The 21,293-nt window shown below is 38.3% G+C and carries 15 protein-coding genes; 9 read left to right on the top strand and 6 right to left on the bottom strand.

What is annotated here, in order from left to right:
- Both CALSC_RS15550 and CALSC_RS15545 read right to left on the bottom strand, forming a co-directional pair.
- Window positions 1–1,921 (bottom strand): carotenoid oxygenase family protein (locus CALSC_RS15550; RefSeq protein WP_143288270.1); only part of this gene is annotated, 1,921 nt, incomplete at its 3' end.
- Between the two features lie 493 nt (window positions 1,922–2,414).
- A complete protein-coding gene (locus tag CALSC_RS15545; RefSeq protein WP_088242231.1) occupies window positions 2,415–3,800 on the bottom strand; it encodes an AAA-like domain-containing protein in 1,386 nt (461 codons plus the stop codon).
- 476 nt (window positions 3,801–4,276) lie between these two features.
- Here CALSC_RS15545 and CALSC_RS15540 point away from each other — a divergent pair, with 476 nt between their 5' ends.
- Both CALSC_RS15540 and CALSC_RS15535 read left to right on the top strand, forming a co-directional pair.
- Window positions 4,277–4,753 (top strand): hypothetical protein, encoded by a 477-nt coding sequence (locus CALSC_RS15540; protein WP_088242230.1) that lies wholly within the window; start codon window positions 4,277–4,279, stop codon window positions 4,751–4,753.
- A gap of 161 nt (window positions 4,754–4,914) precedes the next feature.
- A complete protein-coding gene (locus tag CALSC_RS15535) occupies window positions 4,915–5,949 on the top strand; it encodes a hypothetical protein (protein WP_088242229.1) in 1,035 nt (344 codons plus the stop codon).
- Window positions 5,950–7,084: 1,135 nt separating this feature from the next.
- Here CALSC_RS15535 and CALSC_RS26535 read toward each other — a convergent pair.
- Window positions 7,085–7,228: a hypothetical protein gene (locus CALSC_RS26535; protein ID WP_159460633.1), complete on the bottom strand. Its 144-nt coding sequence runs from the start codon at window positions 7,226–7,228 to the stop codon at window positions 7,085–7,087.
- A gap of 27 nt (window positions 7,229–7,255) precedes the next feature.
- The gene (locus tag CALSC_RS15530) at window positions 7,256–8,662 is read right to left on the bottom strand and encodes a sensor histidine kinase (protein WP_088242228.1); all 1,407 of its coding nucleotides are present in this window, start codon (window positions 8,660–8,662) and stop codon (window positions 7,256–7,258) included.
- Between the two features lie 520 nt (window positions 8,663–9,182).
- Between CALSC_RS15530 and CALSC_RS15525 the strand changes: the two genes are divergently transcribed.
- Both CALSC_RS15525 and CALSC_RS15520 read left to right on the top strand, forming a co-directional pair.
- Window positions 9,183–10,859 carry a DUF1565 domain-containing protein gene (locus tag CALSC_RS15525; protein ID WP_088242234.1) on the top strand — a complete coding sequence of 559 codons (1,677 nt, stop codon included), beginning with the start codon at window positions 9,183–9,185 and terminating at the stop codon, window positions 10,857–10,859.
- 252 nt (window positions 10,860–11,111) lie between these two features.
- Window positions 11,112–11,417 carry a hypothetical protein gene (locus tag CALSC_RS15520; RefSeq protein WP_088242227.1) on the top strand — a complete coding sequence of 102 codons (306 nt, stop codon included), beginning with the start codon at window positions 11,112–11,114 and terminating at the stop codon, window positions 11,415–11,417.
- Here CALSC_RS15520 and CALSC_RS15515 read toward each other — a convergent pair.
- Complete coding sequence (locus CALSC_RS15515) at window positions 11,407–11,973, bottom strand: CAP family protein (RefSeq protein ID WP_088242226.1); 567 nt, start codon at window positions 11,971–11,973, stop codon at window positions 11,407–11,409. The two genes, CALSC_RS15520 and CALSC_RS15515, sit on opposite strands and share 11 nt — an antisense overlap.
- 409 nt (window positions 11,974–12,382) lie before the next feature.
- Here CALSC_RS15515 and CALSC_RS15510 point away from each other — a divergent pair, with 409 nt between their 5' ends.
- The 3 genes from CALSC_RS15510 (at window position 12,383) to CALSC_RS15500 (ending at window position 18,136) form a co-directional block, all read left to right on the top strand.
- Window positions 12,383–13,876 carry a serine hydrolase gene (locus CALSC_RS15510; RefSeq protein WP_088242225.1) on the top strand — a complete coding sequence of 498 codons (1,494 nt, stop codon included), beginning with the start codon at window positions 12,383–12,385 and terminating at the stop codon, window positions 13,874–13,876.
- A gap of 858 nt (window positions 13,877–14,734) precedes the next feature.
- Window positions 14,735–17,065 (top strand): GumC family protein, encoded by a 2,331-nt coding sequence (locus CALSC_RS15505; RefSeq protein ID WP_088242224.1) that lies wholly within the window; start codon window positions 14,735–14,737, stop codon window positions 17,063–17,065.
- A 42-nt stretch (window positions 17,066–17,107) separates the two neighbouring features.
- Window positions 17,108–18,136 carry a glycosyltransferase family 2 protein gene (locus CALSC_RS15500; RefSeq protein ID WP_088242223.1) on the top strand — a complete coding sequence of 343 codons (1,029 nt, stop codon included), beginning with the start codon at window positions 17,108–17,110 and terminating at the stop codon, window positions 18,134–18,136.
- A gap of 102 nt (window positions 18,137–18,238) precedes the next feature.
- Here the strand turns inward: CALSC_RS15500 and CALSC_RS15495 are convergent, their stop codons facing one another.
- Window positions 18,239–19,180 (bottom strand): serine hydrolase, encoded by a 942-nt coding sequence (locus tag CALSC_RS15495; protein ID WP_088242222.1) that lies wholly within the window; start codon window positions 19,178–19,180, stop codon window positions 18,239–18,241.
- A gap of 12 nt (window positions 19,181–19,192) precedes the next feature.
- On the opposite strand from CALSC_RS15495, the gene CALSC_RS15490 reads away from it, so the two are divergent.
- Both CALSC_RS15490 and CALSC_RS15485 read left to right on the top strand, forming a co-directional pair.
- A complete protein-coding gene (locus CALSC_RS15490; protein WP_088242221.1) occupies window positions 19,193–19,894 on the top strand; it encodes a C40 family peptidase in 702 nt (233 codons plus the stop codon).
- 14 nt (window positions 19,895–19,908) lie between these two features.
- Window positions 19,909–20,922 (top strand): glycosyltransferase family 2 protein, encoded by a 1,014-nt coding sequence (locus CALSC_RS15485; RefSeq protein ID WP_088242233.1) that lies wholly within the window; start codon window positions 19,909–19,911, stop codon window positions 20,920–20,922.
- Window positions 20,923–21,293 lie beyond the last annotated feature (371 nt).

The raw sequence follows: 21,293 nt of genomic DNA, 5'->3' as shown, positions 1-21,293 counted from the left end.
AAACATCAGCAACTTCCATAGTTTCGGTATTCAGGAGACAGATATTAGATGGTTTACCTGCAATTGTAGCTTGCTTAACTTCTGCTACTGATTCATCCCGATACTCATAGTCCTCATACATCTGAGAAATATATTTTGAAAGCAAATCTTCCCAAGCACCCCAAGCAGCCCAATAAATATTGTCAAACTTAGCTGGAGGATACCAGGAGCCATCAGCCATTTTTTGATTGCTATAAGCCCAAATCGCGATCGCCCAGTTAGCATCAAAGTTGGTGACTACTGCTGATTCACACAGGGTACCATTTTTCCCATCAATAAAGTAGCGACCTAAATGGTTCACATCCATACCAGAAACTACCATTCCCAGAGGTGGCTGGGGATTATCTGTTAGCGGTATGTCTTCCTGTCTTAACCATTCAGCCACATCCCAAGCAGAAGCATGGGATGCATGAAGGGTAATGCGATCGCCTGGATTCTCATAATCTACCAAGAAGTGAAACACTTCCATCGGGATAACTATTTTCTGGGCGACAACCTGTTTTTTCCCATTCTGTAAATCGGCACGAGGAACAATGTATATAGTAGTTTCCGAGGATTGGGAATAGTTAATGATGCGTCTGATTAATTGGTCTAGTTTGCTATTCTTGACCACAATTAACTGATTCAGTCCAATTTTTAAGGAAGTGTCCATCAACACCAAGTAATCCTGAGTTACCCCTATTTGGTGCATGGTTTGCTTAATTTTTACAGGACTCCCATCAGGTAATACCAACTGCCAATTTTCAAAGTCATCTTTACCATACCAACGCAGCAGGTAAGCGGCATCTTCCATGTCCTTGACCCCTTGGAGAAAGGTCGATCCAACTTTAACTAGTTGTAATAATTCATCAAAAAAGTCCTTGACATCTGCCAAATCTTCTGATTCATCAATTTCCGACCAGAGAATTTCTGGTAATTCTCGCCAAAGTTCCTTTAATGGGGCAGGAATATCTCGATCGCTTGTTTCCTCCTCCTGTTTGCGAAAAAAGCTAATGGCTTGTCCCGATAACTCCTTAATTTCTCTCACGGCTGCTGCTCCCCATAACAGCAGATTAGTTGTGTGTTGGCGCTCGCTCAGATTATCAATATGTGTTTCCAGCATTTCCAATAAATCCCCGAGCTTGCCTAGAAAAGAACCAATACCGGGCAAAATGTCATCCAATACATCCGCTTTCCCTTTAAAATTGGGGGGGAGCAGACTCTCAAAAGACTGGGTAAAATTAACTGTAAACATCTCCTGGGTACGGGGATCAAAATAAGGATGCGCCGTACTCATAATTAACTTAAAGGGCACCCCCAACTTGAGCTGTTGTCGCCACTCCCTATTCCTACCAATGGGGGTAATCACATCTAGGGATTGGGTATCAATTTCATAGGCACGTCCTGCATCTAAAGTTACCAGTAGGCGATCGTTGTCTTCCTCTGTCAATTTGAACGGTAACCATGCAGTATTGACAACATTGCGAACACCGAGAAATTCGGAAATTCTGGCAACACCAAAATTATGAAACTTATACTTGGTATATTCTTCCTCCACAGTGGCTACATCTGCCCAAAATGAGGGGGTTCCAGCCAGCTTTGTCTTTAACCAAACTTTCCCTGGTTGAGATTCTTGACCCTTTCGATGAAAATCTAGACGGCATAACATACCATCTCCGTTGATTACAGGAACCCCATCCTTGGGAGGTACTACAATAGGTGTTCCAGGGATGTCATAGGAATTGACGAAACCAGATACTGCTGTAATGAATACATGACCTTGTAGATCTGCTGGTAATGTACCATCAATGATTTCCATCTCAACTCCGTCTAGCTCTTGTCGAGATAGGGATAAAATGGCTCCTGGAAAGTTAGGACTTGAATTCATTTCGTTCACGTTCATCTTGCTATTTCCTGTGAAGATTTGCACAAATACCCAATGGCTAAACTTTTGATTCGATGACTAGTACCACAAAACTCCTTGAGCCATTACGGTGGGTGGTATAAATCGGAAGATGCGAACCCTGTGCATAGGCTATGGGGGTCGTGGCGTAAAATAAATCACCTGTCTCTTTCAGGGGAGATACTCCCAAGTTATCGAGTTAGATTTTTAACCAATTATGCTGGTTTAAGTCCCCCTTTTTTCAAAGGATTAAGTTTTATCTCAGGGTTGCTCATACCCGCTACAAAACTTAATTACAAATTACAAATTACAAATTACGTATTTTTTTAAGATTTTAAATAATTATTTTATTTAGGGAACACCAAAAAATAAATTACCCAATTCCTGTACTTGAACTACTTGCTCCCCTGCTCCCTGCTCCCCTGCATTTCAAGTGATTGATTATTTTTTACTTGGAAGTTCCTGACCCTGAGGGATGGTAGGAAAAATATTGCTAATTGAGGCGATCGCAGAAATAATTTAAGTACAATTTACAGCTAATTGTTGCCTTATTACCCTGTAGATTGATTAATCCCATACTTTGTAACTTGAAGGTAGTAATTAGCTCAAATTCCACAGGAGTTTGACTGTTAACCACCTGTGTAAATGCCATAAGCAACTCTGGCTCCTGCTCCAAGCTCAATAGTTGCCTTTGTAAGTGATCACGATAAATACCAGGATTGGAGAGGGATGTTTGTAATACTTGGGCTACGGTCAGGTTCTCATGGCATATATGATATAATGCTAACCGAATTAAGTGTGGATTCCCTCCCACCAAGTCAAAAAGTGACTCCAATTCTTGATTGGACAAATCTAATTCATGGCGTTGAGATAATTCTTGTACCTGTTCTGGAGTAAATGGATCTAACTCTATAGGTATGCCGACATTAAATGGTGATCTATTAACATTCAAAGGAATATAAACTTCTACTGCATGGGTTACTACTAGTCGTAACTTTTGCCAAATATCTCGATTTTTTGCTTCTTCATGCCAAGTTCGTAATAATCCAAAAAACTCACTTGCCAAGTCTGGATATTGAAACAGATAATCCACATCATCCAAACCCAGAACTACAGGCTGTGTTATTTGCTCTAGCAGATATTGCTCAAAATAAATTTTACAGCTAATTTTACTACCAAAAAGGTTATCCCAATAATCATCTAAATGATTGGGCAATCCTAATCCGAAAGTAATACTGGCACAAAACCATTGTAAAAATGTATCTAAACTTTGGAAAACAGCTTTTTCTGCAACTTCAAAGTTTACAGAAACAGTTTTATAGTTTTGCAAAAAACTTTGATGGAGAATTCTCGCCATGAGTGAGCTTTTTCCCATGCGTCGGGGAGCTTTGATACGCATCAGTACTCCTGGTTGCAAAATTAACTGATAGCATTCTGTATCTATGAATGGTCGCTCTATATAAAATGGGGAACTCAGAGATACTTGACCTTCGGGAAACTCTAATGGAATTTTTGATTGTGTAATTCCTAACTGCAAGCTTTCATCAACATGAGACTGGGGTAAATAATAGTCGTTTTCTTGTAATTTTAGACCAAAAGTCTGAAAAAAACACTTCAAACTTTGTTTATCTACACCTAACTCGCATTTTAAAATTTTCATGAGGGTATCTACTGATAGAGTAGTAAGTTCACTCATGGTCTCTAAGGTGTAGCGCTTGCCACTATTGTCATCCATTTCTGCTTGACTCTTAGCTACAAGTAATTTTTGTAGCCCTTGAGTAGTTAAAATTACACCTCGTTTACGCTTGTGTTTTTTCCGTTTACGCCCAGAATTATCTTGAGATGCCACGTCCAATTTCGCTGTTTTAATTGGTCTCATGAGATATAGGAATTTACTTTATAGCTCCCTCCTAAAAAGTTAAATACAAAGGTGATGCAGCGCATTTTTATATTTTTTCATCAAAAGTAGGAGTTATGTACAAATTTTAACCCAAAATTGACAAAAATGAATTGAGTACTATTTGAGGTGCAGAGGTGCAAGGGGAGTAAAGCAAGTAGTTCGATGAAATTGGAGAATTTATTTTTTGGTGTTCTCTAAATTAATCCAACCGTATTACAACATTAATTTTATGACTACAACAATATATCACTAGTGATAAATTATACTAATTATCCAAGATAAAGCTACATATGGACAGCAGGGGAGCAAGGAGCAGGAGGAGAATTATCTGTAGCCAGGATTTAGAGAAATGGTATTAAGTGTCACTGTATACTACAGAGCTGACAGTAATTTGATTTTGAGGAACATCAATGCTAGGTTTGTGCGGCTTATGTTTTAGTTGAAAGTTAAGGATTATGTTGAAAAATATTACATCCAGGGTCGTATTATTTGCTACGGTTTTTTTCCTCAGTTTCACTAGCTTAGTAGTCCCAGCACACGCGCAGGTGGGGCAAGTTATTATTATTACCAATGGAACAACAGAACCCTTGCCATACAAGTTGCACGAACTCAGTTACTGTTGGGTATTCAGCAATGATACATACCAACCTGAAGGAAATATTCCGGCAGGACAGCAAGCGGTAATTAAGGCAGGTCCAAAGCAGGCAAATGGTGCGTGTTCCCTAGATATTGCACCTTCTACTGAAAATGGTCTTTACTATGGTGTCATGCACATGACATGGCCAAACGGAAGCATATCCAACGCAAATTTCACTCCAATTGCGGGAAATTGGGATCTTTCTTACTATGAGAACGGTTCCGCATCTCAAACAGGGACACCTCAGCTCAGGTATAAAGGGTCTTCTTCTCAACCCAAGTTGACCACTTATTAGAGACCTTTATCTTGAGAAAAGAGAGGAAATTGAGGAAGGTACATGTTTTTTCATCTCCTTCTCAAGATAAGGGAATTTGGATAAGACTTTGAATCTATCCTGGTCAAAGTGAGCGAGCAAAAATCAACAGGTACAAGCATCAAAGAGGAGTAGGGAAGCTAATGAGAAAGGTGCAAAAGGAAGGAGTGGTTAAGCCCATAGCAATATGCATCTTCGCTATTCTCATATCGCTAAACCTTCTGGTTGTTTCAGTGAAACCTGCAAATGCAGGATTATCTGAAATATTACCAAACATCGAGAGCACATCGCCAAACCTTCTGGTTGTTTCAGCCAGGAGTACAGGAATTTTTGAAGGATCCGACAGGAGTACAGGAATTTCTGAAGAATCCGATGAGATATTACCAGACATCGAGAGCACAGCATGTGAAGAAGGCGCGGTCCTTGGTCCTGAGGGATGTGTAGGACTGGCAGTAGCTGCAACACTTGGGTACATCGTGTATGAAGAGGGTGGAAAAATTATAAATTGGTTGTTTCCAGGTCCAACCCAGGTACCGCAGTTACCAGTTCTTCCACCCTTACCTGACACTATTCCTACAGGAGTACAGGAATTTTTGAAGAATCCGAGCCAATTTAGTGGCCCATCCTGGTGTGCAGAAGTTTCTGGAGGAAATAGTGTGGTAACTTCATTGGTAGAGTATGCGGATAGCCCTGGTACATCCCAATGTGTTTCACTAGCCCTTGGTGAAGCCCTTGGAACATGTTCAAATGGGGGGCAAGGCATTAATTCTCCCAACAGTCTGGTAGAGTCGTTCTGGCACAGTGTAGAGGATGAGATTGATCAAGATCAGGCAATTACTAGCTGTGGGGTGTTTAGCTGCTTTAAGAGCAAGAAGAGCATTTACCCCACTAAATCACTGTCGAGCGAAAGAGTGCTAACAGAACTTCAGAGTTTTTTGAACTCAAACGCAGATATTTGCAGTCAGGAGAACATACAGGCAGCAAGGAATTCTGCGAGTAATCCGGCTACCAGCAAACTAGATAAGGCATTGTTGTGTAGTTATTTATGGAAGTGCTCCGGCAATTGTGACTTGTTTACTTTTTACAGTCGTAATCCAATGTGTCGAGGGATAAATCCTTATACAGCTAATATACCCAGCTCTTGGCGTAATGCTAGAGATACTATACAAAAAGACTAACTTTTACTAACTTTTAGCCATTGAACTTTAATGTGCCTAAAAACTTAACACAGTTCCTATAAGCAGACGAGTCGGATGGGTGACTGTCCGACTTAGTTCAACAGCATTAGATGCTCTTGGGTGAGGTAGTTTCTTCCCAGACCAAAACTGCCACAGAAATCAGAGAGTTGGGTTCTTCTTTTGAGAATCCTAAATTTCTAAAACTTCATTTCCAGACTCAAATTACCGAACAATATCTTGCCCAATTCCTGAAAATATGACCCAAACAACTGGGATACAGTAATCTTAGTCCTCTCGTATACAGGAATAATCAACTTGACTAAATGATAAGGTTGACTTTAAAGAGTAAAGTTACAAACTTACAAAGATGGGATCATGAAATTTTAATGGGGGTGGAGGGACTTGAACCCTCACGACCGTTTAAGGTCAACGGATTTTCATTCTCCTGTAACTTTCGTTACTGCCTAATCATGGTGATGATATTTAGGTTTTGAGAATTGGACTCTCCCTTTACCCTCGTCTTTACGTTAGGGTAGCTCCCGTCGAGTCTCTGCACCTTCCTAAATTAGCCCTCTGTTATTTATTACTTACTAGCAATCGCTTGGCAAGTAACATATGACAAGTGACTAATTTGGCTTGGCTCAGGATTGCCTTGTCTGTCATCAGAGTTAGGTTTCCCTGAATTTGAGAGCTGACACTTAAAGGATTTCTCCCATAAGGCTCAAATCATTTAAGTCCGTAGCGTCTACCATTCCGCCACACCCCCAAGCAGATTTAGCTTGGATTCACTGGTTTTTTAGAGGCGTTAAATACCTCCTCATCTATTCCACCATTAAATGGGTATTTTGTCCAATAAAAATCGAATTTTTTTTCATTTTCTTTTTTTGTGACTGTTTCACTTAGGATTTGCACAATTGTTAGCAGAAGTCAAACAATTGGGAGGATAGGGAATTTAATAGGGAGTTGCAATGTTTCATAAATGACCTAAAAAGAAAAGGATACAAGCCCCCAAATTTATTTGTGGAAAAATTAGAAATAATTGTGCCGCGATGCATAAGCACTCTTTCTCAATAATTCCTTTCTTGATGCAGCCGCTCATGAGGGAAACCCTCTTTCTGCGCGCTGCTCTCTACATTCATGTATGGGGTTTTTCCCCTGCTCCCTGCTCCTCTGCCTCTTCCTGACAGAGGTGGCTAAAAGTGAATAAGGCAATTTTGGCATTTAATTTCTCTTGTGAGCTAATATAACCATCTCCCCACACCTCCCACACTCCCCACACTCTCCACCTTTTTATTTGCAAGTAGCGCTATACCTCCGCATTGATTGGCAATGTTACTATAAAGGCAGAGCCTTCACCAACTTTGCTTTCTACTTGAATTTGCCCCTGGTGATTTTCTACAATAGCTTGAGCGATCGCTAGTCCTAATCCAGAACCAGTAGTATTTGCTGTGAGTTGATTTTTCTGGGTATGGGTACGCGCTGGATCTAAACGGTAAAAGCGATCAAATAACTTTGGTAAAGCCTCCGAGGGAATACCAATACCCGTATCATTCACCTTTATTTGTAGTTGGTTATGACTATGACGCAATCCAGAAACCGATTCTATCTGGGCTAATTCTACAGTCACCCTTCCTTTATTTGGGGTGTAATGTAGGGCATTGCCAATTAAATTGGTAAATAGTCGCACCAATTGCTCCCAATTACCCTGACAAGCAAACCAAGTTTCTAATAATTGGGGATCAGTAACTGAAGTCGGGGGATCTATTAACTGTAAAGCTAGATGAATTTGCTTTTCCCCAGCAAATAGCTGTTGTTCTTCTACCACTTCCATTAACAAAGCATCTATAGGACAAGGAGTAAAGCCTTGGGTAATCCTTCCACTATCTTGCCGTGCTAAAAAAAGTAAATCGTTAACCAAAGTCCCTAAACGCTTGGTTAGTCTCTCCACCAACTTTAATTGTTGCCGATAGTGAGAATAATTAGTTACCTGGGACTCTGTTAATTCTAAATCTGCCAAAGCCACCTGCACATTGGTTTGAATTAAGGCAATGGGGCTTCTCAATTCATGGGAAGCATCCGCCGTAAATTGTTTCAATCGTTGATAGGAATCATACACCGGTTCCATAGCTTTGCCGGAAAGAAACCAACCACTCGCCCCCACTGACAGCACCATTAACCCCGTACCCAGTGCTAAATCAACAATCAACTGACGACTGGGTTTAGTCACTTCAAACCAAGGATGACTCACTCGCAGATATCCCAAAATTTGCCTTCCTACCTCTACCCGTTGGGTAATTTGGCGTAATAATAGGGGATTATCTCCCCAATCAGTCTGTTGTTCTTTGATTATATGTACAGTTTCCCCAGTAAGGTTAGCATGGATGGGTATATTCAGAGGTTCTGATAAGGTAGACCATAATAACTCCCCTGTGGCGCTAAACCATTCTAAGTCAATGTGGTCATCTTCTACGGTGTCGGCATTATCCCGGAAACTATCTTCTACATTAATTCTCAGCCTATCTTCATCTGGATTGACTGGCTCAATAATTAGCGATCGCTCTACAACTTCTACTACATGGTTCAAGGTATCATCAATCCGTTCAATTAAGGTGCTGCGGACATATAAATACACGCCACTGGCAAATAACAGGAGCAGTAAAGCTGTGATAGCAGTGTACCAAAGGGCAAGACGACGACGGGTAGCTGAAAACATATATTGGGGAAGGGTAAAGGGGAAAATAATACAATTTTGGATTTGAGATTGTGAAAGAGTTACTACATAAGCTTTCCTTTCTTTCCATCTGTTGTCATAATTTTTATATCTTGGTATAAATTAAATCTTTTTCTTGGCAAAAGTATATTCTGTCCGAGGTTGAATCCTTAATAAATAGCGATCGAATTTTCACTCAACAATGTTTTTCCTGAATTCAGAACTATGTAAAAATGACCGGATGAACTAATGGCTCATGCGTAAACAGAAAGCATGGTATACAGCTTTTACAAGGCACCATGACCCTGGATTTTGCAATTTGCAGACATACCATATCTGCCGATGAGCATAGTATATAATGCAACCGAATAAATCCTGCTTAACTTCAGGAACCCAGATAGTAAGATACTGGGCATTCGGTACCGTTTTACAGGGTTTGCACAGCTAAAGAACTGTGATAAAACAGATTGGCAAAATAAGTTAATTCATTAATCTTCAGTAAAGTTAAGAAATGGGAATCAATATGACACGTCAGGGATTTGGCCTTCAGCAAGGTAACAATTTTCGTCTATTCTCCGCAGGACTTTCAGCTGTATTAATTGCTTCTAGCGGAATAGTACTATTACCTACCCCAGTGAATGCTGATCACAAAGGGAACGCCAAGATTTTAATGGCGCAGGTTCCATTTAATGGAACGGTGATTCATGTTAATTCTGAAACTGGTTCAGATACTGATGGTGCTGGAACAACAGCCCAAGCACCTTATAAGACCATATCTTTTGCCCTTTCCAAAGCTCAAGCAGGTACAATCATTCAACTTGCACCTGGAAACTATAGCGTAGACACTGGTGAGCAATTCCCCCTTGATCTTAAAAGTGGTATTACCCTCAAGGGAGATGAAAGCACTAAAGGACAAGCAACAGTAATTACAGGTAGCGGCAATTATATTAGTCGTACCTTCGCCAGACAGAATATCACAATTCTTGCCCAAAATAATAGTGTGATCAACGGTGTTACTGTTACCAACCCTGAAAGCCGTGGTACTGCTGTATGGGTAGAATCAACTAATCCTACTATTCAAAACAGTACATTTATTAATAGTTTAAGAGAAGGGGTATTTGTTACTGGTACAGGTAATCCCACAATTGAAAACAACGTCTTTTCTGAAAATAAAGGTAATGGGGTTTCTATTGCCAAAGATGCTAAAGGTTTAATTCGTAACAATTTATTCCAGAACACCGGTTTTGGCTTGTCTATTGGTGGTACTTCCACACCTCGTTTAGAAGGAAATCAAATTTCTGACAATGTAGATGGTATTTTCATCTCCAATTCTGCCAAACCTGTATTACGTAAAAATGTTATCCAGAATAATACCCGCGATGGCATTGTTGTAATTTCCCAAGCTTTACCCAATTTGGGAACAAGCAATGAAGATCCTGGTGAGAATTTGATTCGTGACAACAAACGCTATGATCTGAATAATGCTACCAACAATGTGGTTGTAGCTATTGGTAATAATATCAATAGTTTGCAAGGTTCAGTAGATTACGTTGCTTCTGATGTGGAAGCACCTCCTGGAACACCAGTAGCTTTCAAAGATGTACCTACTAGTCATTGGGCAAAGAATTACATTCAAGCCTTATCCGCAAAAGGTGTAATTGCAGGTTTCCCCGATGGTACTTTCAAACCCAACGATAGAGTCACCCGCGCCCAATTTGCAGCTATTATCAATAAGGCGTTTGCACCAGGAGCTAAGCGAGCAGCGATTAATTTTAATGATGTCAAGACTAGCTACTGGGGATACCAAGCGATTAGAACTGCTTCTAGTGGTGGTTTCCTTTCTGGATATCCCAACAACATCTTTAAGCCAGAGCAGCAAATTCCTCGGGTACAGGTACTAGTATCCTTAGCCAATGGTTTAGAGTTAACCGCACCTGATCAAAATTCCCTATCTTTTTACAACGATGCTTCCCAAATTCCTAATTGGGCTAAGGACTCGGTGTCAGCAGCGACTGTAAAACAAGTTGTGGTTAACTACCCTACTCTGAAGCAGTTAAAGCCCAATAATCAAGCTACCAGAGCAGAAGTAGCGGCTTTCGTTTACCAAGCAATGGTAAATGCTGGTAAAGCAGAAGTAATTCCTTCCGCATATGTGGTTAAAGTTCCTGGTACTGGAGCTGCTGCTTCGATTCAAAATTAAGGAAATATCGAGGCTCAGTTCAAAGGGGGTAAGGATATCAACTCAACCTTTCTCCCTTTACTTTTGGATTTTGGATTGATTCTACGGATAAATCTGGGAGCTTGTAGCATCAAGGAATTATTGGTTAGGAAGAGGCAGGGAGCAGCGCGCAGGGGAGAAACCCCATACATGAATGTAGAGAGCAGCGCGCAGAAAGGGGATCTCTCCCATGAGCGACTGCATCAAGAAAGGAATTATTGAGAAAGAGTGCTTATGCATCGCGGCGCAATTATTTCTAATTTTTCCACAAATAAATTTGGGGGCTTATATCCTTTTCTTTTTCGGTCAGTAGTAAATAATTTATTTTATACTTGTGATTGGGTAATACTTAGTAATTTAAGTGTTATTTTTTTATTTTTATTAAACAACAAGGTAAAGTGCGATCGCATTTTACCTTGTTGTTTAGCAGAAAAACTTATGAATAAAACTATCAATACTAGAGAATTGACGGGAGCTTCATCCCTAAGCTATGGCAAGCACCCTAATGAATCATCTCAATTTTTTACATCTACGGAATAAGCATAGTGCTAAGGACAGGTTGTACATTCTCGGAAAATTGCCCCACAATATTTCCTGCTGCATCATAATTACAAACTATATACACTCTGTCATCTGTTGACTTAGCTTTTCCACAACCTAGCTTTGTGCTATTTTTCCAAACAACCTGGGTAAAGTGTCCTGTCTGAGAGGAGAAACCTGGTTGATCGTAATTATAATTTATCCTCTCATTATACCAGGCCTTTACAGGAACCTCACCATCAACATCAAAACCAGGTTGGGAACTCCAAGCGTAATAGATATTTTCTCCATAGAGATTATTCGGGCGATGTTGCATTTGCCCTGTATTTGCCAACTCTTCTGCCCATTCTTGGGCGAGGTTAGTAAGTTCACTATCCTCAATTAAAGCTGGAGATCCGTGTCTTCGTCGTAGCTTATTGTGCCTAGACAGGGCTTTTTCTCGGAAGATTGTCAAATTATTAGATTGTGCAGAGACATTGATATTTATACTGGTTCCAATAGCTATGGCACTTGTCAGCCCAGCTATGCCTAAAATCGTTGCTTGCCATGATTTCATCAATATTCTCCTTAATCTGATTTTAATGTTGTCTTGAGAATGCCGTGAGGAAGCTTGTATAAATTATACCTTTCTAGGATAAGCAATATTTGAGAAAAGCGATCGCTTAATTTGCAAATTTCGTTTTCAGGTAGTCCCGTAGACGCCCTACGCGCGGCTTCTTGTATGAAAAATTTTTCACCATCAAGGATGTATAGCCCTGTCTGTGGGCATTAAAGAAAAGCACAGCTTGACGCGAAGCATCAGAAATACCTCTGCTCTATCCCCAACCTCTAACGCTTACCCCTTATTTTCCAGATTTTTTATGTGACAACCTCTAATTGCCAAAAAAAACAATTTATTGTATTGTTTTGTGCATCTAATTCACTTAGATTAACTGCTCTAAATTTTTGTAAATCAGGTGAAGTGCGTGAATCAGCAATCTCAGGGAAAAATAGATATTAATAAGGATAAAATTGCCCATCTAGAAGCCAAGTTACACCATGCTTACGAAGTAATCGCAAATCTCAAACAACAGAATGGAGAACTAGAAAAACAAATATATAAACTGAAAAATCATCAAGGGAAGGGAACTAGAATTTTAGTTGTTAACGCTCCTGATAATCCGATCAGTAGTCAAATATCTCAAGTCAAGCCAAAAATCGCTAAAAAATATCATCTAATATCTTTTGTATATGCAGGGTTAAGCAGTATATTCAATCATAAATTCTGCCTTAATAATCAAATATCTTTTTACCTCAAATATTATAAACTAATTATTATCTTTATTCCCAGTGCTATTGGCTTATTTTATGTTAGCGATTCTAATTATTCAATCAAACCAAAATATCAACAATATGATCTAGTTGCAAACCAACAACAAAATCCAAACTCACAGAATGCATCACCGCTTCCAAAAGAAGCTCATCAATTAATCAAAATACGTAGTCTCGATGTTAAATCATCTAGAGAATTTATCTATAATGTCAAAAAAAATCCTACCTTAAATCGGAATCATCAACTAGATAATATTATTAAGAGTATAAGAAAATATACCCGGTCTCAAGGACTATCCACAAAATCTTTATCAGTGACCTTAATTGATTTAAATAGTAAATCAATTTCTGGATACCGACAACATACAAGAAGGTATCCAGCCAGTGTTGTAAAGTTATTTTGGATGATAGCCATACAACATAAAATGTATAATGGATTAATCAAAGTCGATAAAAAGATTAATAATGATTTAAAAAAAATGATTATTGAATCTGATAATAATGCATCTAGCCGCATATTAGACCAGATTAGTAAAACGACATCCAAACGGCATAATTTGAAACGTAGAAAGTTTAATCAATGGCAAAAAAAACGGCTAGCAGTTAACAATTTTTTTCGGAAAGCAGGATACAAAAATATTTATCTAGCTCAAAAAACATTTCCTATTTATGAAATAAGAATGAGAAAACCAATTGGTCCAGATAAGCAAATCCGTAAAGATGATACTGCTTATCCTCAGCGTAATAAAATTACAACGTACCAAGCTGCAAGGCTAATGTCTGAAATTGTTTCTGATAAAGCCATAACACCAAAATATTCTCAAAAAATGTTGGGTTTACTGAAGAGAAAATTACGTCCTTCCTTGGGGGAAAAATTACCACCTTATCCTCCAGGTTTTCACCCTTTGGTAGGTTTTTTAGGACAATCTTTATCTGCGGATCAGGTTGGTTTTTTTGCCTCAAAAGCTGGCTGGACTTCATATTGTCGCCTAGATGTTGCCTATGTAGAAAGTAAAGATAAAAAAACTCGTTATATTTTAGCTGTATTTGGCAACAATAAAGCCTATTCCAAAAATCATCGTATTTTTCCCAAAATATCTCAGCTTGTTTTTAATAAGATGAAAAATATACGTAAAAAAAATCAATAGATTCATACATAATAAATTATGTGCAGTCAAACTAATTATGTTTTGGAAATGTCCCGAGCTGCGTGATGATAATATTACTAAGCAGTATTTAAACCATAACCTAGTGACATAGGTTTTTCGATGATGCTAAGATTGCAATACAAATATATTTACAACCTACGAAATTTAAATTTCTTCCTCAATAACCCTTATGATACTAAGATTGCTCAATAATCAATGTGTAGTACTATTAAATAGAATAATGGCAGTAATTCTCAAAGTAGTTAAGTGAGTATATTTACTTTTTTAATTTAATATATAATGATATTGTTTTGTTAAGGTAAAGAGAATCAAGATTTTAGTCAAAATAGCATAAATACTGAGGACGCATCATATATTGGGTGATATTGTAGCATAAAGACTCTGATTAATTTGCTATCTTGTAAGTCCTATATATTTGAACTTTTATGGTTGAAACATAATTAATTAATCTTTCAATTATCTAATTAATTATCACCTATTTCTCTCTACATTATGTTAGATTAAATTTTGTGTATAAGAGTTGCCATTTTATATCGTGTTTTGATATAGAGTGACCCCTATTTTATAATAATAATTATTGAAATTCGACTTCGTACTCTTTTCAATGGTATCCCGAACTCTCAAATCCTTATGGCAAGAATGGCGTTTAAATTTTTAAATGTCACTATAAATCAGTGATATTTAAAAAATATTTTGTCAAAAATCTATCTGGGGTTTTTGTACTGTAAGTGGTACTAAGTTATTTATTTTGGACAAAATCAAGTTCAAATAAGAAGTCAAATTAAATAATTAAAATTTCTATTTCATTTATTTAAATCTTATTTAAAATAATAACAGATGCAGTTTCATATAAAAGAACAAGATAGGCAATTCTTAAAAAAAGAACACAAAAATGAATTGCCAAGAAATAGTTATTGGTCTTGGAAACAGGCAGAGGCTAAAGAGAATAGTAGTGGCTTAAAGCAAATTTGGTCGATTTTAAATCGTCAAATATACGTAATTATAGGCTCAACAATAATACTAACAGCAGCAGCTATTGGCTGGCAATTCATTCGTACTCCCAAATATGAAGGAAAATTTCAAATATTAGTTGAGCCTTTAAAAACCTCTGATAGTGAATTACTTATTTTGTTGTCGGAAACTTTAAAGCAGAACGTTAATGAAATTACTAAACAGAATAGTACGGCTTTAGATTATCAAGCTTTAGTGGAAGTTCTAAAAAGCCCTAAAGTTATCAATCCTGCTGTAAAAAAAATAAAGCAGAAATTCCCAGGAGTTAATTATGATGTATTAGTGGGTAATGATGTATTAAAACTACCTAAAGGTAGAATAGGTACCATTTATATTAATCGTATTGTTCAAGGAAAAGATAAATCTAGAGTTATAGAGGTACGTTATCGAGATACTGAGATTGAAAAGATTCAAATAGTTTTAGACTTAATCTCTAAGGCATATAGGAAATATAGTTTAGAGCAGCAGCAGACAAATTTACGGCAAGGAATAAAATTTGTTGATCGTCAGATTCCCACAATACAAAATCGAGTAAATAATCTGGAATTACAATTGCAAAAATTCCAACAGCGACACAAAATATTAGATCCAAAACTTCAAAGTGAACAACTACTGACAATAGCTGACAATCTGAAAAATACTAGGCTAACAATAGAGCAAAATTTAGCAGAACATAAATCTCTATATATTTCCTTACAAAACCAGTTAGGCTTACAACAAAAAGCAGCTATTGCATCCTCTGCTTTAAGTGAATCTCCTCAATATCAACAATTACTTACCAATATCCGTAAGATAGAAGCAAAAATTGTGGCTGAGTCTGTGCGTTTAACTGAAACTCATCCTGTTCTCATCTCTTTGCGAGAGGAACGCCGCCAACTTATACCTCTACTGAATAAAGAAGCACAACTTGCATTAGGGAAAAATATCTCCAATCCGACAACTTCTAATTCCCAAGTAGAGACTTTCCAGAATTCTGTGCGTCGCCAATTAATTCAGCAAATGGCGGATACTGTTAACCAAATTCAACTGCTGGAAGCCAGCTTGCAAGCTAATATTCAAGCAACACAAGAATTAAACTTACAAATTCGACAATATCCAGCCATCGCTACAGAGTATGGAAAGCTACAAAGGGAATTAAAAATAGCCACAGACACCTTGAGTCAATTGTTAGCAAAACAAGAGGCTTTGCGGGTAGATGCAGCGCAACAAGAAATTCCTTGGGAGTTGATTATGCCTCCTACTATACCCAGAGATAAAAAGGGTGAATTTATCCCCGTATCACCAAAAATACCATTAATTGCTGTAGGTATAGTTGGTGGTTTATTATTGGGCAGTTTAGCAGCTTTTGGGATTGAAAATGCAAAAAATGTCTTTTACGATCCTCAGGATGTAAAAAATGAGTCTCAATTACCTTTGTTGGGTACGATTCCCTTTGCGAAAGAATTACAAAAGTTACCACAAGCTAAATCTGATGTAGTTAAGCTCAATCTCCATCAAGTTGCTCAATCCCAACCTGAAGTTTCACCAAAGCATCAATCTAGAAAAGAATCTCCTCTATTAGAGGCTCTTTGCTCCCTGTATACCAGATTCCAATCCCTAAGGAGTGATATTCCTTTTAAATCAATTGCAATCGCATCACCAACAACTGGTGATGGTAAGTCTACAGTTGCTATAAATCTCGCCCAAATAGCAGCAGAAGCAGGTCAAAAAGTCTTATTAGTGGATGCTAATTTATATAACCCTCAAATTCATCTAAAATTAGGTTTAGCCAACAATCAAGGACTTAGTGATGTTTTGACTGATAATCTCAATTTTAACCATGTAATTACCCAATATTCCACAGAAGAACAAAACTTATTTGTAGTTACGTCTGGTACTGCTAGATTTTCTCATCCGAGTAGGTTGTTCTCATCTAGTAGAATGCAAAATTTTGTGGAATTTGCCAAAGCAAGCTTTGATTTAGTTATTTATGATAGTCCCCATATTTTAGGTCTCTTAGATAGCAATATTTTAGCACAGCAATTAGATGGAATGATCTTAGTTGCTGGACTAGGGGAAACACTACGTTCCAGTTGGGAAAAAGCATTAGAGGAGGTAAAAGCTGCTCATGTTGCAATCCTTGGGATTGTAACTAATTCTTTAACTAAAAAAAGATGAATATTTAAAATAATAAATTTTATTTTTTGTTATTAATATAATATGAAAAAAGTTTCTGTAATTATTCCAGTATATCAGGCAGAAAAATATATAAAATTGACCTTAAAATCTGTATTTTTACAAACATATCAAAATTTTGAAATCATTGTAATTGATGATGGCTCTACTGATAAAAGTGTAGAAATATGTGAGAATTTCCAAGATAAAAGAATCCATATTATTAAACAAGCAAATCGTGGAGTTTGTGCAGCTAGAAATGTAGGTATTAGTCATGCGACAGGAGAATACCTGGCATTTTTAGATGCAGATGACCAGTGGATAGCCGAAAAGCTGGAAAAGCATGTCGAACATTTAAATAGTCATCCACTTGTGGGAATAAGTTTTAGTTGTTCTGCTTTTATTGATGAATCAGGAGAACTATTAGGTATGTATCAAATCCCTCAATTAGACAATATTACTCCTGCATTAGTACTTCGTCGTAATCCCATTAGTAATGGCTCAGTTCCTATAATTAGAAAAGAAGCTTTAGAAGAAATTAAATTTCAGGGGAATTGTTATTTTGATGAGCAATTAAAACATTTTGAGGATGTAGAGTGTTGGCTGCGGATTGCTTTACAGACTAATTGGCAAATACTGGGTATTCCAGAGATTTTAACTCTCTATCGAGTTAATTCCCAAGGAGCGTCTACAAATATTGCCAAACAGATAGAGGATTTAGAAAAAGTTTTAGAGAAAACTCGCTCCTATGCTCCAGATTTGATTTTTCAGCATGGAAATGCAGCCAAAGCCTACGAGTTGAGGAAATCAGCTAGATGGGCGGTTCGGCTACAATTAGGTTTAACAGCAGTAAAATTGTCTCATCAAGCATTATCCACCCATTGGCGTATCTTGGTGGAAGAACCACAACGAACAATAATTACCTTGGTAGCTGCGTATTTGCTTTGCCTCATACCTCGCTCTCTTTATCACCAAATAGAAGTACAAGCAATTAAATTCATTGGATTTTCTCAACGACTCCGAATTATACGGGAACCTGTCACTCCTGAGACAACATTAGGAATGAGAAATTAACCCATATTGAAATACCTAGTTAACAGGTTGACATCCTCCTACTGCTCTCAAGCAGCGTGCGCGAAACGCGCGTAAACCTTGCGCGTAGCGCTATACATTCTTTCACTCCAAACTATTAACCACCTCCACAAATTGCTGGGAGATAAAGGGCAAGATTTTTTTATTACCAGCATTTTCCTTACCTTCAGTAAATACCACTAAGAGATAAGGGCGTTGATCTGGAATTTCAATATAAGCTGCATCATGACGAACTTGGCTCGTCCAACCAGCTTTTGACCACAGTTTTGCTGTTTGAGGCAAGCCACCACCTAAAAAGCCTGTAACTTGATCTTCCTCTACATCCTGGGGTAATTTATCGGGGTTAACACTGCGTTGGAGTAAAGCCATCATGGTTTGCGATCGCTCGCTGGAAACCGCCACTCCACCAATGATACTATGTAATAATCTGGCTATGGCATTGGTGGTGAGCATATTCCGGTTTTCTAACATTTCTCCATAAAATGCCCGTTCCCTACCATAAGGTCCATCACCCCAAGTTTTTTGGCAAACATTGATGGTTTCCAACTCTGACCACTTCAAGGATTGGTAATAACGGTTAATAATTTGCCGTTGGTACTGCCAAGTTTCAAAGGGTCCAGCAGGTAATTCTGCTCCTGATGTAGTGCCAGTTAGCACATCCACAATTAAACTGGTAGCATCATTACTAGAATCAACAATCGCATCTTTCATTGCTCGTTGTAATTCCAGAGAATTGTTGACCATTCCCTTATCTAGCCATTCATGTACGGCTACTAAATAAAACAGTTTGACTACACTCGCAGGGTAAATCTTTTCCATTCCCCTATAAGTAAATCCACGTACTGAATGGTTCCAAAATGCATCTGAAGTGAGGGCACCACCCGTATTTACTAATACAGGTGGATCGTAGACAATCCAAGTCAGGGCAATTTGGTTACGAGCTAGAGTGGGGAATGCTGCCCAGGTAGCTTCTAAAATTTGATTCCCTAGCTGTGCTAATTGTTCGTCTTTGGTAAAAAAAGTCATTGTGATTGCCGGATGTCTCTGAATCTAAAATCTCAAATTCCTCACCTTACAGCAGGTGAGTACCAGTGTTTGGCTAATCTGGATGTATATGATTCTCCTGAGTGTAAGAGTTTAGGTAGCCAAGCTGCAACTGGCAGACACCTGTGTGTTCTAGGAAGTGATGCGGACGCTGTACGGATAGTTTTGTGTGAAGATGATTATCCAGGGTGGTTATCTGTAAATGATTTACATTACTTACAACCTGCTACTGTAACTTATCAAGCTACATTATTAACCACAGAGGAGATTAAAAAATTATTACCCCAGGTAATTAGCTTTACTCACCAAGCTATGGAACAATCTAATTATTACCTTTGGGGAGGTACATCTGGGCCCAATTACGATTGTTCTGGTTTAATGCAAGCGGCGTTTGTTTCCGTGGGGATTTGGCTACCCCGCGATGCTTACCAACAGGAAGGATTTCTCCCAGCCATTGAGATGGAAGAATTAGCACCGGGAGATTTGGTATTTTTTGGCACGTCTCAAAAAGCAACTCATGTAGGACTCTACTTGGGAGATGGCAAATATATCCATAGTTCTGGTCGAGATAAAGGGCGCAATGGTATTGGGATTGATATACTTTCGGAACAAGGTGATGAGGTAAGTCAGTCTTATTATCAGCAGCTACGTGGTGCTGGTAGGGTTGTTAAGTGTTACGAACCGCAGAGATACTGAGGATGCAGAGAAATATGAGGAGTGGGTTAGTTTCTAATGGTATATTGCAGGAAGATGAGGGGTTCTCTACTTCTATTCCTGATGTTTCCGTGGTGGTACCAATTAAGGATGAAGTAGATAGTTTACCTCATTTACTAGAAGCGATCGCATCTATTTTAACGGCAAGTCAGTTAAGTTATGAAATTATTTGCGTGGATGATGGCTCTGTTGATGGTTCTGTGAAGTTTCTCAAGGAACAGGGACAAATCCGTGGGGATTTAAAAGCGGTAATTTTGCGGCGTAATTATGGACAAACAGCAGCTATGGCGGCTGGATTTAATTATGCCATAGGTAGAGTGATTGTGACTTTGGATGCAGACTTGCAAAACGATCCCGCAGATATACCCATGATGTTGGCAAAGTTAGATGAGGGTTATGATTTGGTGAGTGGTTGGCGAGAAAAACGCCAAGATAGAGCCTTGACGCGACTACTCCCTTCCAAAATTGCTAACTGGTTAATTCGCCAAATTACTGGGGTCAAGATTCATGACTATGGTTGTTCCCTTAAGGCTTATAGTACAGATTTAGTTAGGGATATGAATCTCTATGGGGAATTACACCGCTTCCTACCAGTATTAGCTTACATCGAAGGGGCGAGAATTGCCGAAGTGAAGGTACAACATCATTCCCGTCGCTTTGGTAGTAGTAAATATGGTTTGTCCCGTACCTTCAGGGTATTGATGGATTTATTAACCGTTGTGTTTATGAAAAAGTTTCTCACCCGTCCCATGCACGTTTTTGGATTTTTGGGTCTAACTTCTACATTTTGCGGAGCTGCGATCGCTATTTACTTGACTTATCTTAAAATATACGAAAATCAAGAAATCGGTAATCGTCCTTTGCTAACTCTCGCTGTATTGTTATTAGTCACGGGAATACAACTATTTTGCTTTGGTTTGTTGGCGGAATTATTAATGCGGACTTATCATGAATCCCAAAGTCGCCCTATTTATCGAGTAAGGGAAGTAGTAGCAAAGCATCGCCAGTGATAGGAAGAAGTGGAGATATTATATTACTATCTCTACTGTCACCTTGAGGCTGATAAATTCAATTAGTCTAAAAATAGAATATATATACACATATCTTGCACCTTCTCAATAAAAGCAAGGTGGGCATCGCCCACCCTACTCAAAACTACAATAAATGCTAACTCCATAAGTAAGATCGGAATATAAATGCAAGAGGTATTTTCCTCAAAATTGCATTATTTAGACTAAACCGTTTAGCCTAAAATTGATAGCAGCCTCTGTAACACTACCCCTATATAAGGGTTATAAAATGTCCTAGTTAGGAGTATAGTTCTTCAATTTATAACAATAAATTTATTACTTATAGAACTTACACATTGACATAAAATATT

Origin of the sequence: Calothrix rhizosoleniae SC01, from assembly GCF_900185595.1 — a bacterium.
GTDB classification, from domain to species: domain Bacteria; phylum Cyanobacteriota; class Cyanobacteriia; order Cyanobacteriales; family Nostocaceae; genus Calothrix_A; species Calothrix_A rhizosoleniae.
This window is presented reverse-complemented; position numbering and strand designations above follow the sequence as displayed.

What these genes read in the sequence shown, in the direction of transcription:
- CALSC_RS15485 (WP_088242233.1), top strand. Translation starts at nt 19,909, where the DNA reads ATGAGGAGTGGGTTAGTTTCTAATGGTATATTGCAGGAAGATGAGGGG.
- CALSC_RS15515 (WP_088242226.1), bottom strand. Translation starts at nt 11,973, where the DNA reads ATGAAATCATGGCAAGCAACGATTTTAGGCATAGCTGGGCTGACAAGT.
- CALSC_RS15500 (WP_088242223.1), top strand. Translation starts at nt 17,108, where the DNA reads ATGAAAAAAGTTTCTGTAATTATTCCAGTATATCAGGCAGAAAAATAT.
- CALSC_RS15490 (WP_088242221.1), top strand. Translation starts at nt 19,193, where the DNA reads ATGTCTCTGAATCTAAAATCTCAAATTCCTCACCTTACAGCAGGTGAG.
- CALSC_RS15530 (WP_088242228.1), bottom strand. Translation starts at nt 8,662, where the DNA reads ATGTTTTCAGCTACCCGTCGTCGTCTTGCCCTTTGGTACACTGCTATC.
- CALSC_RS15505 (WP_088242224.1), top strand. Translation starts at nt 14,735, where the DNA reads ATGCAGTTTCATATAAAAGAACAAGATAGGCAATTCTTAAAAAAAGAA.
- CALSC_RS15540 (WP_088242230.1), top strand. Translation starts at nt 4,277, where the DNA reads ATGTTGAAAAATATTACATCCAGGGTCGTATTATTTGCTACGGTTTTT.
- CALSC_RS15495 (WP_088242222.1), bottom strand. Translation starts at nt 19,180, where the DNA reads ATGACTTTTTTTACCAAAGACGAACAATTAGCACAGCTAGGGAATCAA.
- CALSC_RS15545 (WP_088242231.1), bottom strand. Translation starts at nt 3,800, where the DNA reads ATGAGACCAATTAAAACAGCGAAATTGGACGTGGCATCTCAAGATAAT.
- CALSC_RS15525 (WP_088242234.1), top strand. Translation starts at nt 9,183, where the DNA reads ATGACACGTCAGGGATTTGGCCTTCAGCAAGGTAACAATTTTCGTCTA.
- CALSC_RS15520 (WP_088242227.1), top strand. Translation starts at nt 11,112, where the DNA reads ATGCATCGCGGCGCAATTATTTCTAATTTTTCCACAAATAAATTTGGG.
- CALSC_RS15535 (WP_088242229.1), top strand. Translation starts at nt 4,915, where the DNA reads ATGAGAAAGGTGCAAAAGGAAGGAGTGGTTAAGCCCATAGCAATATGC.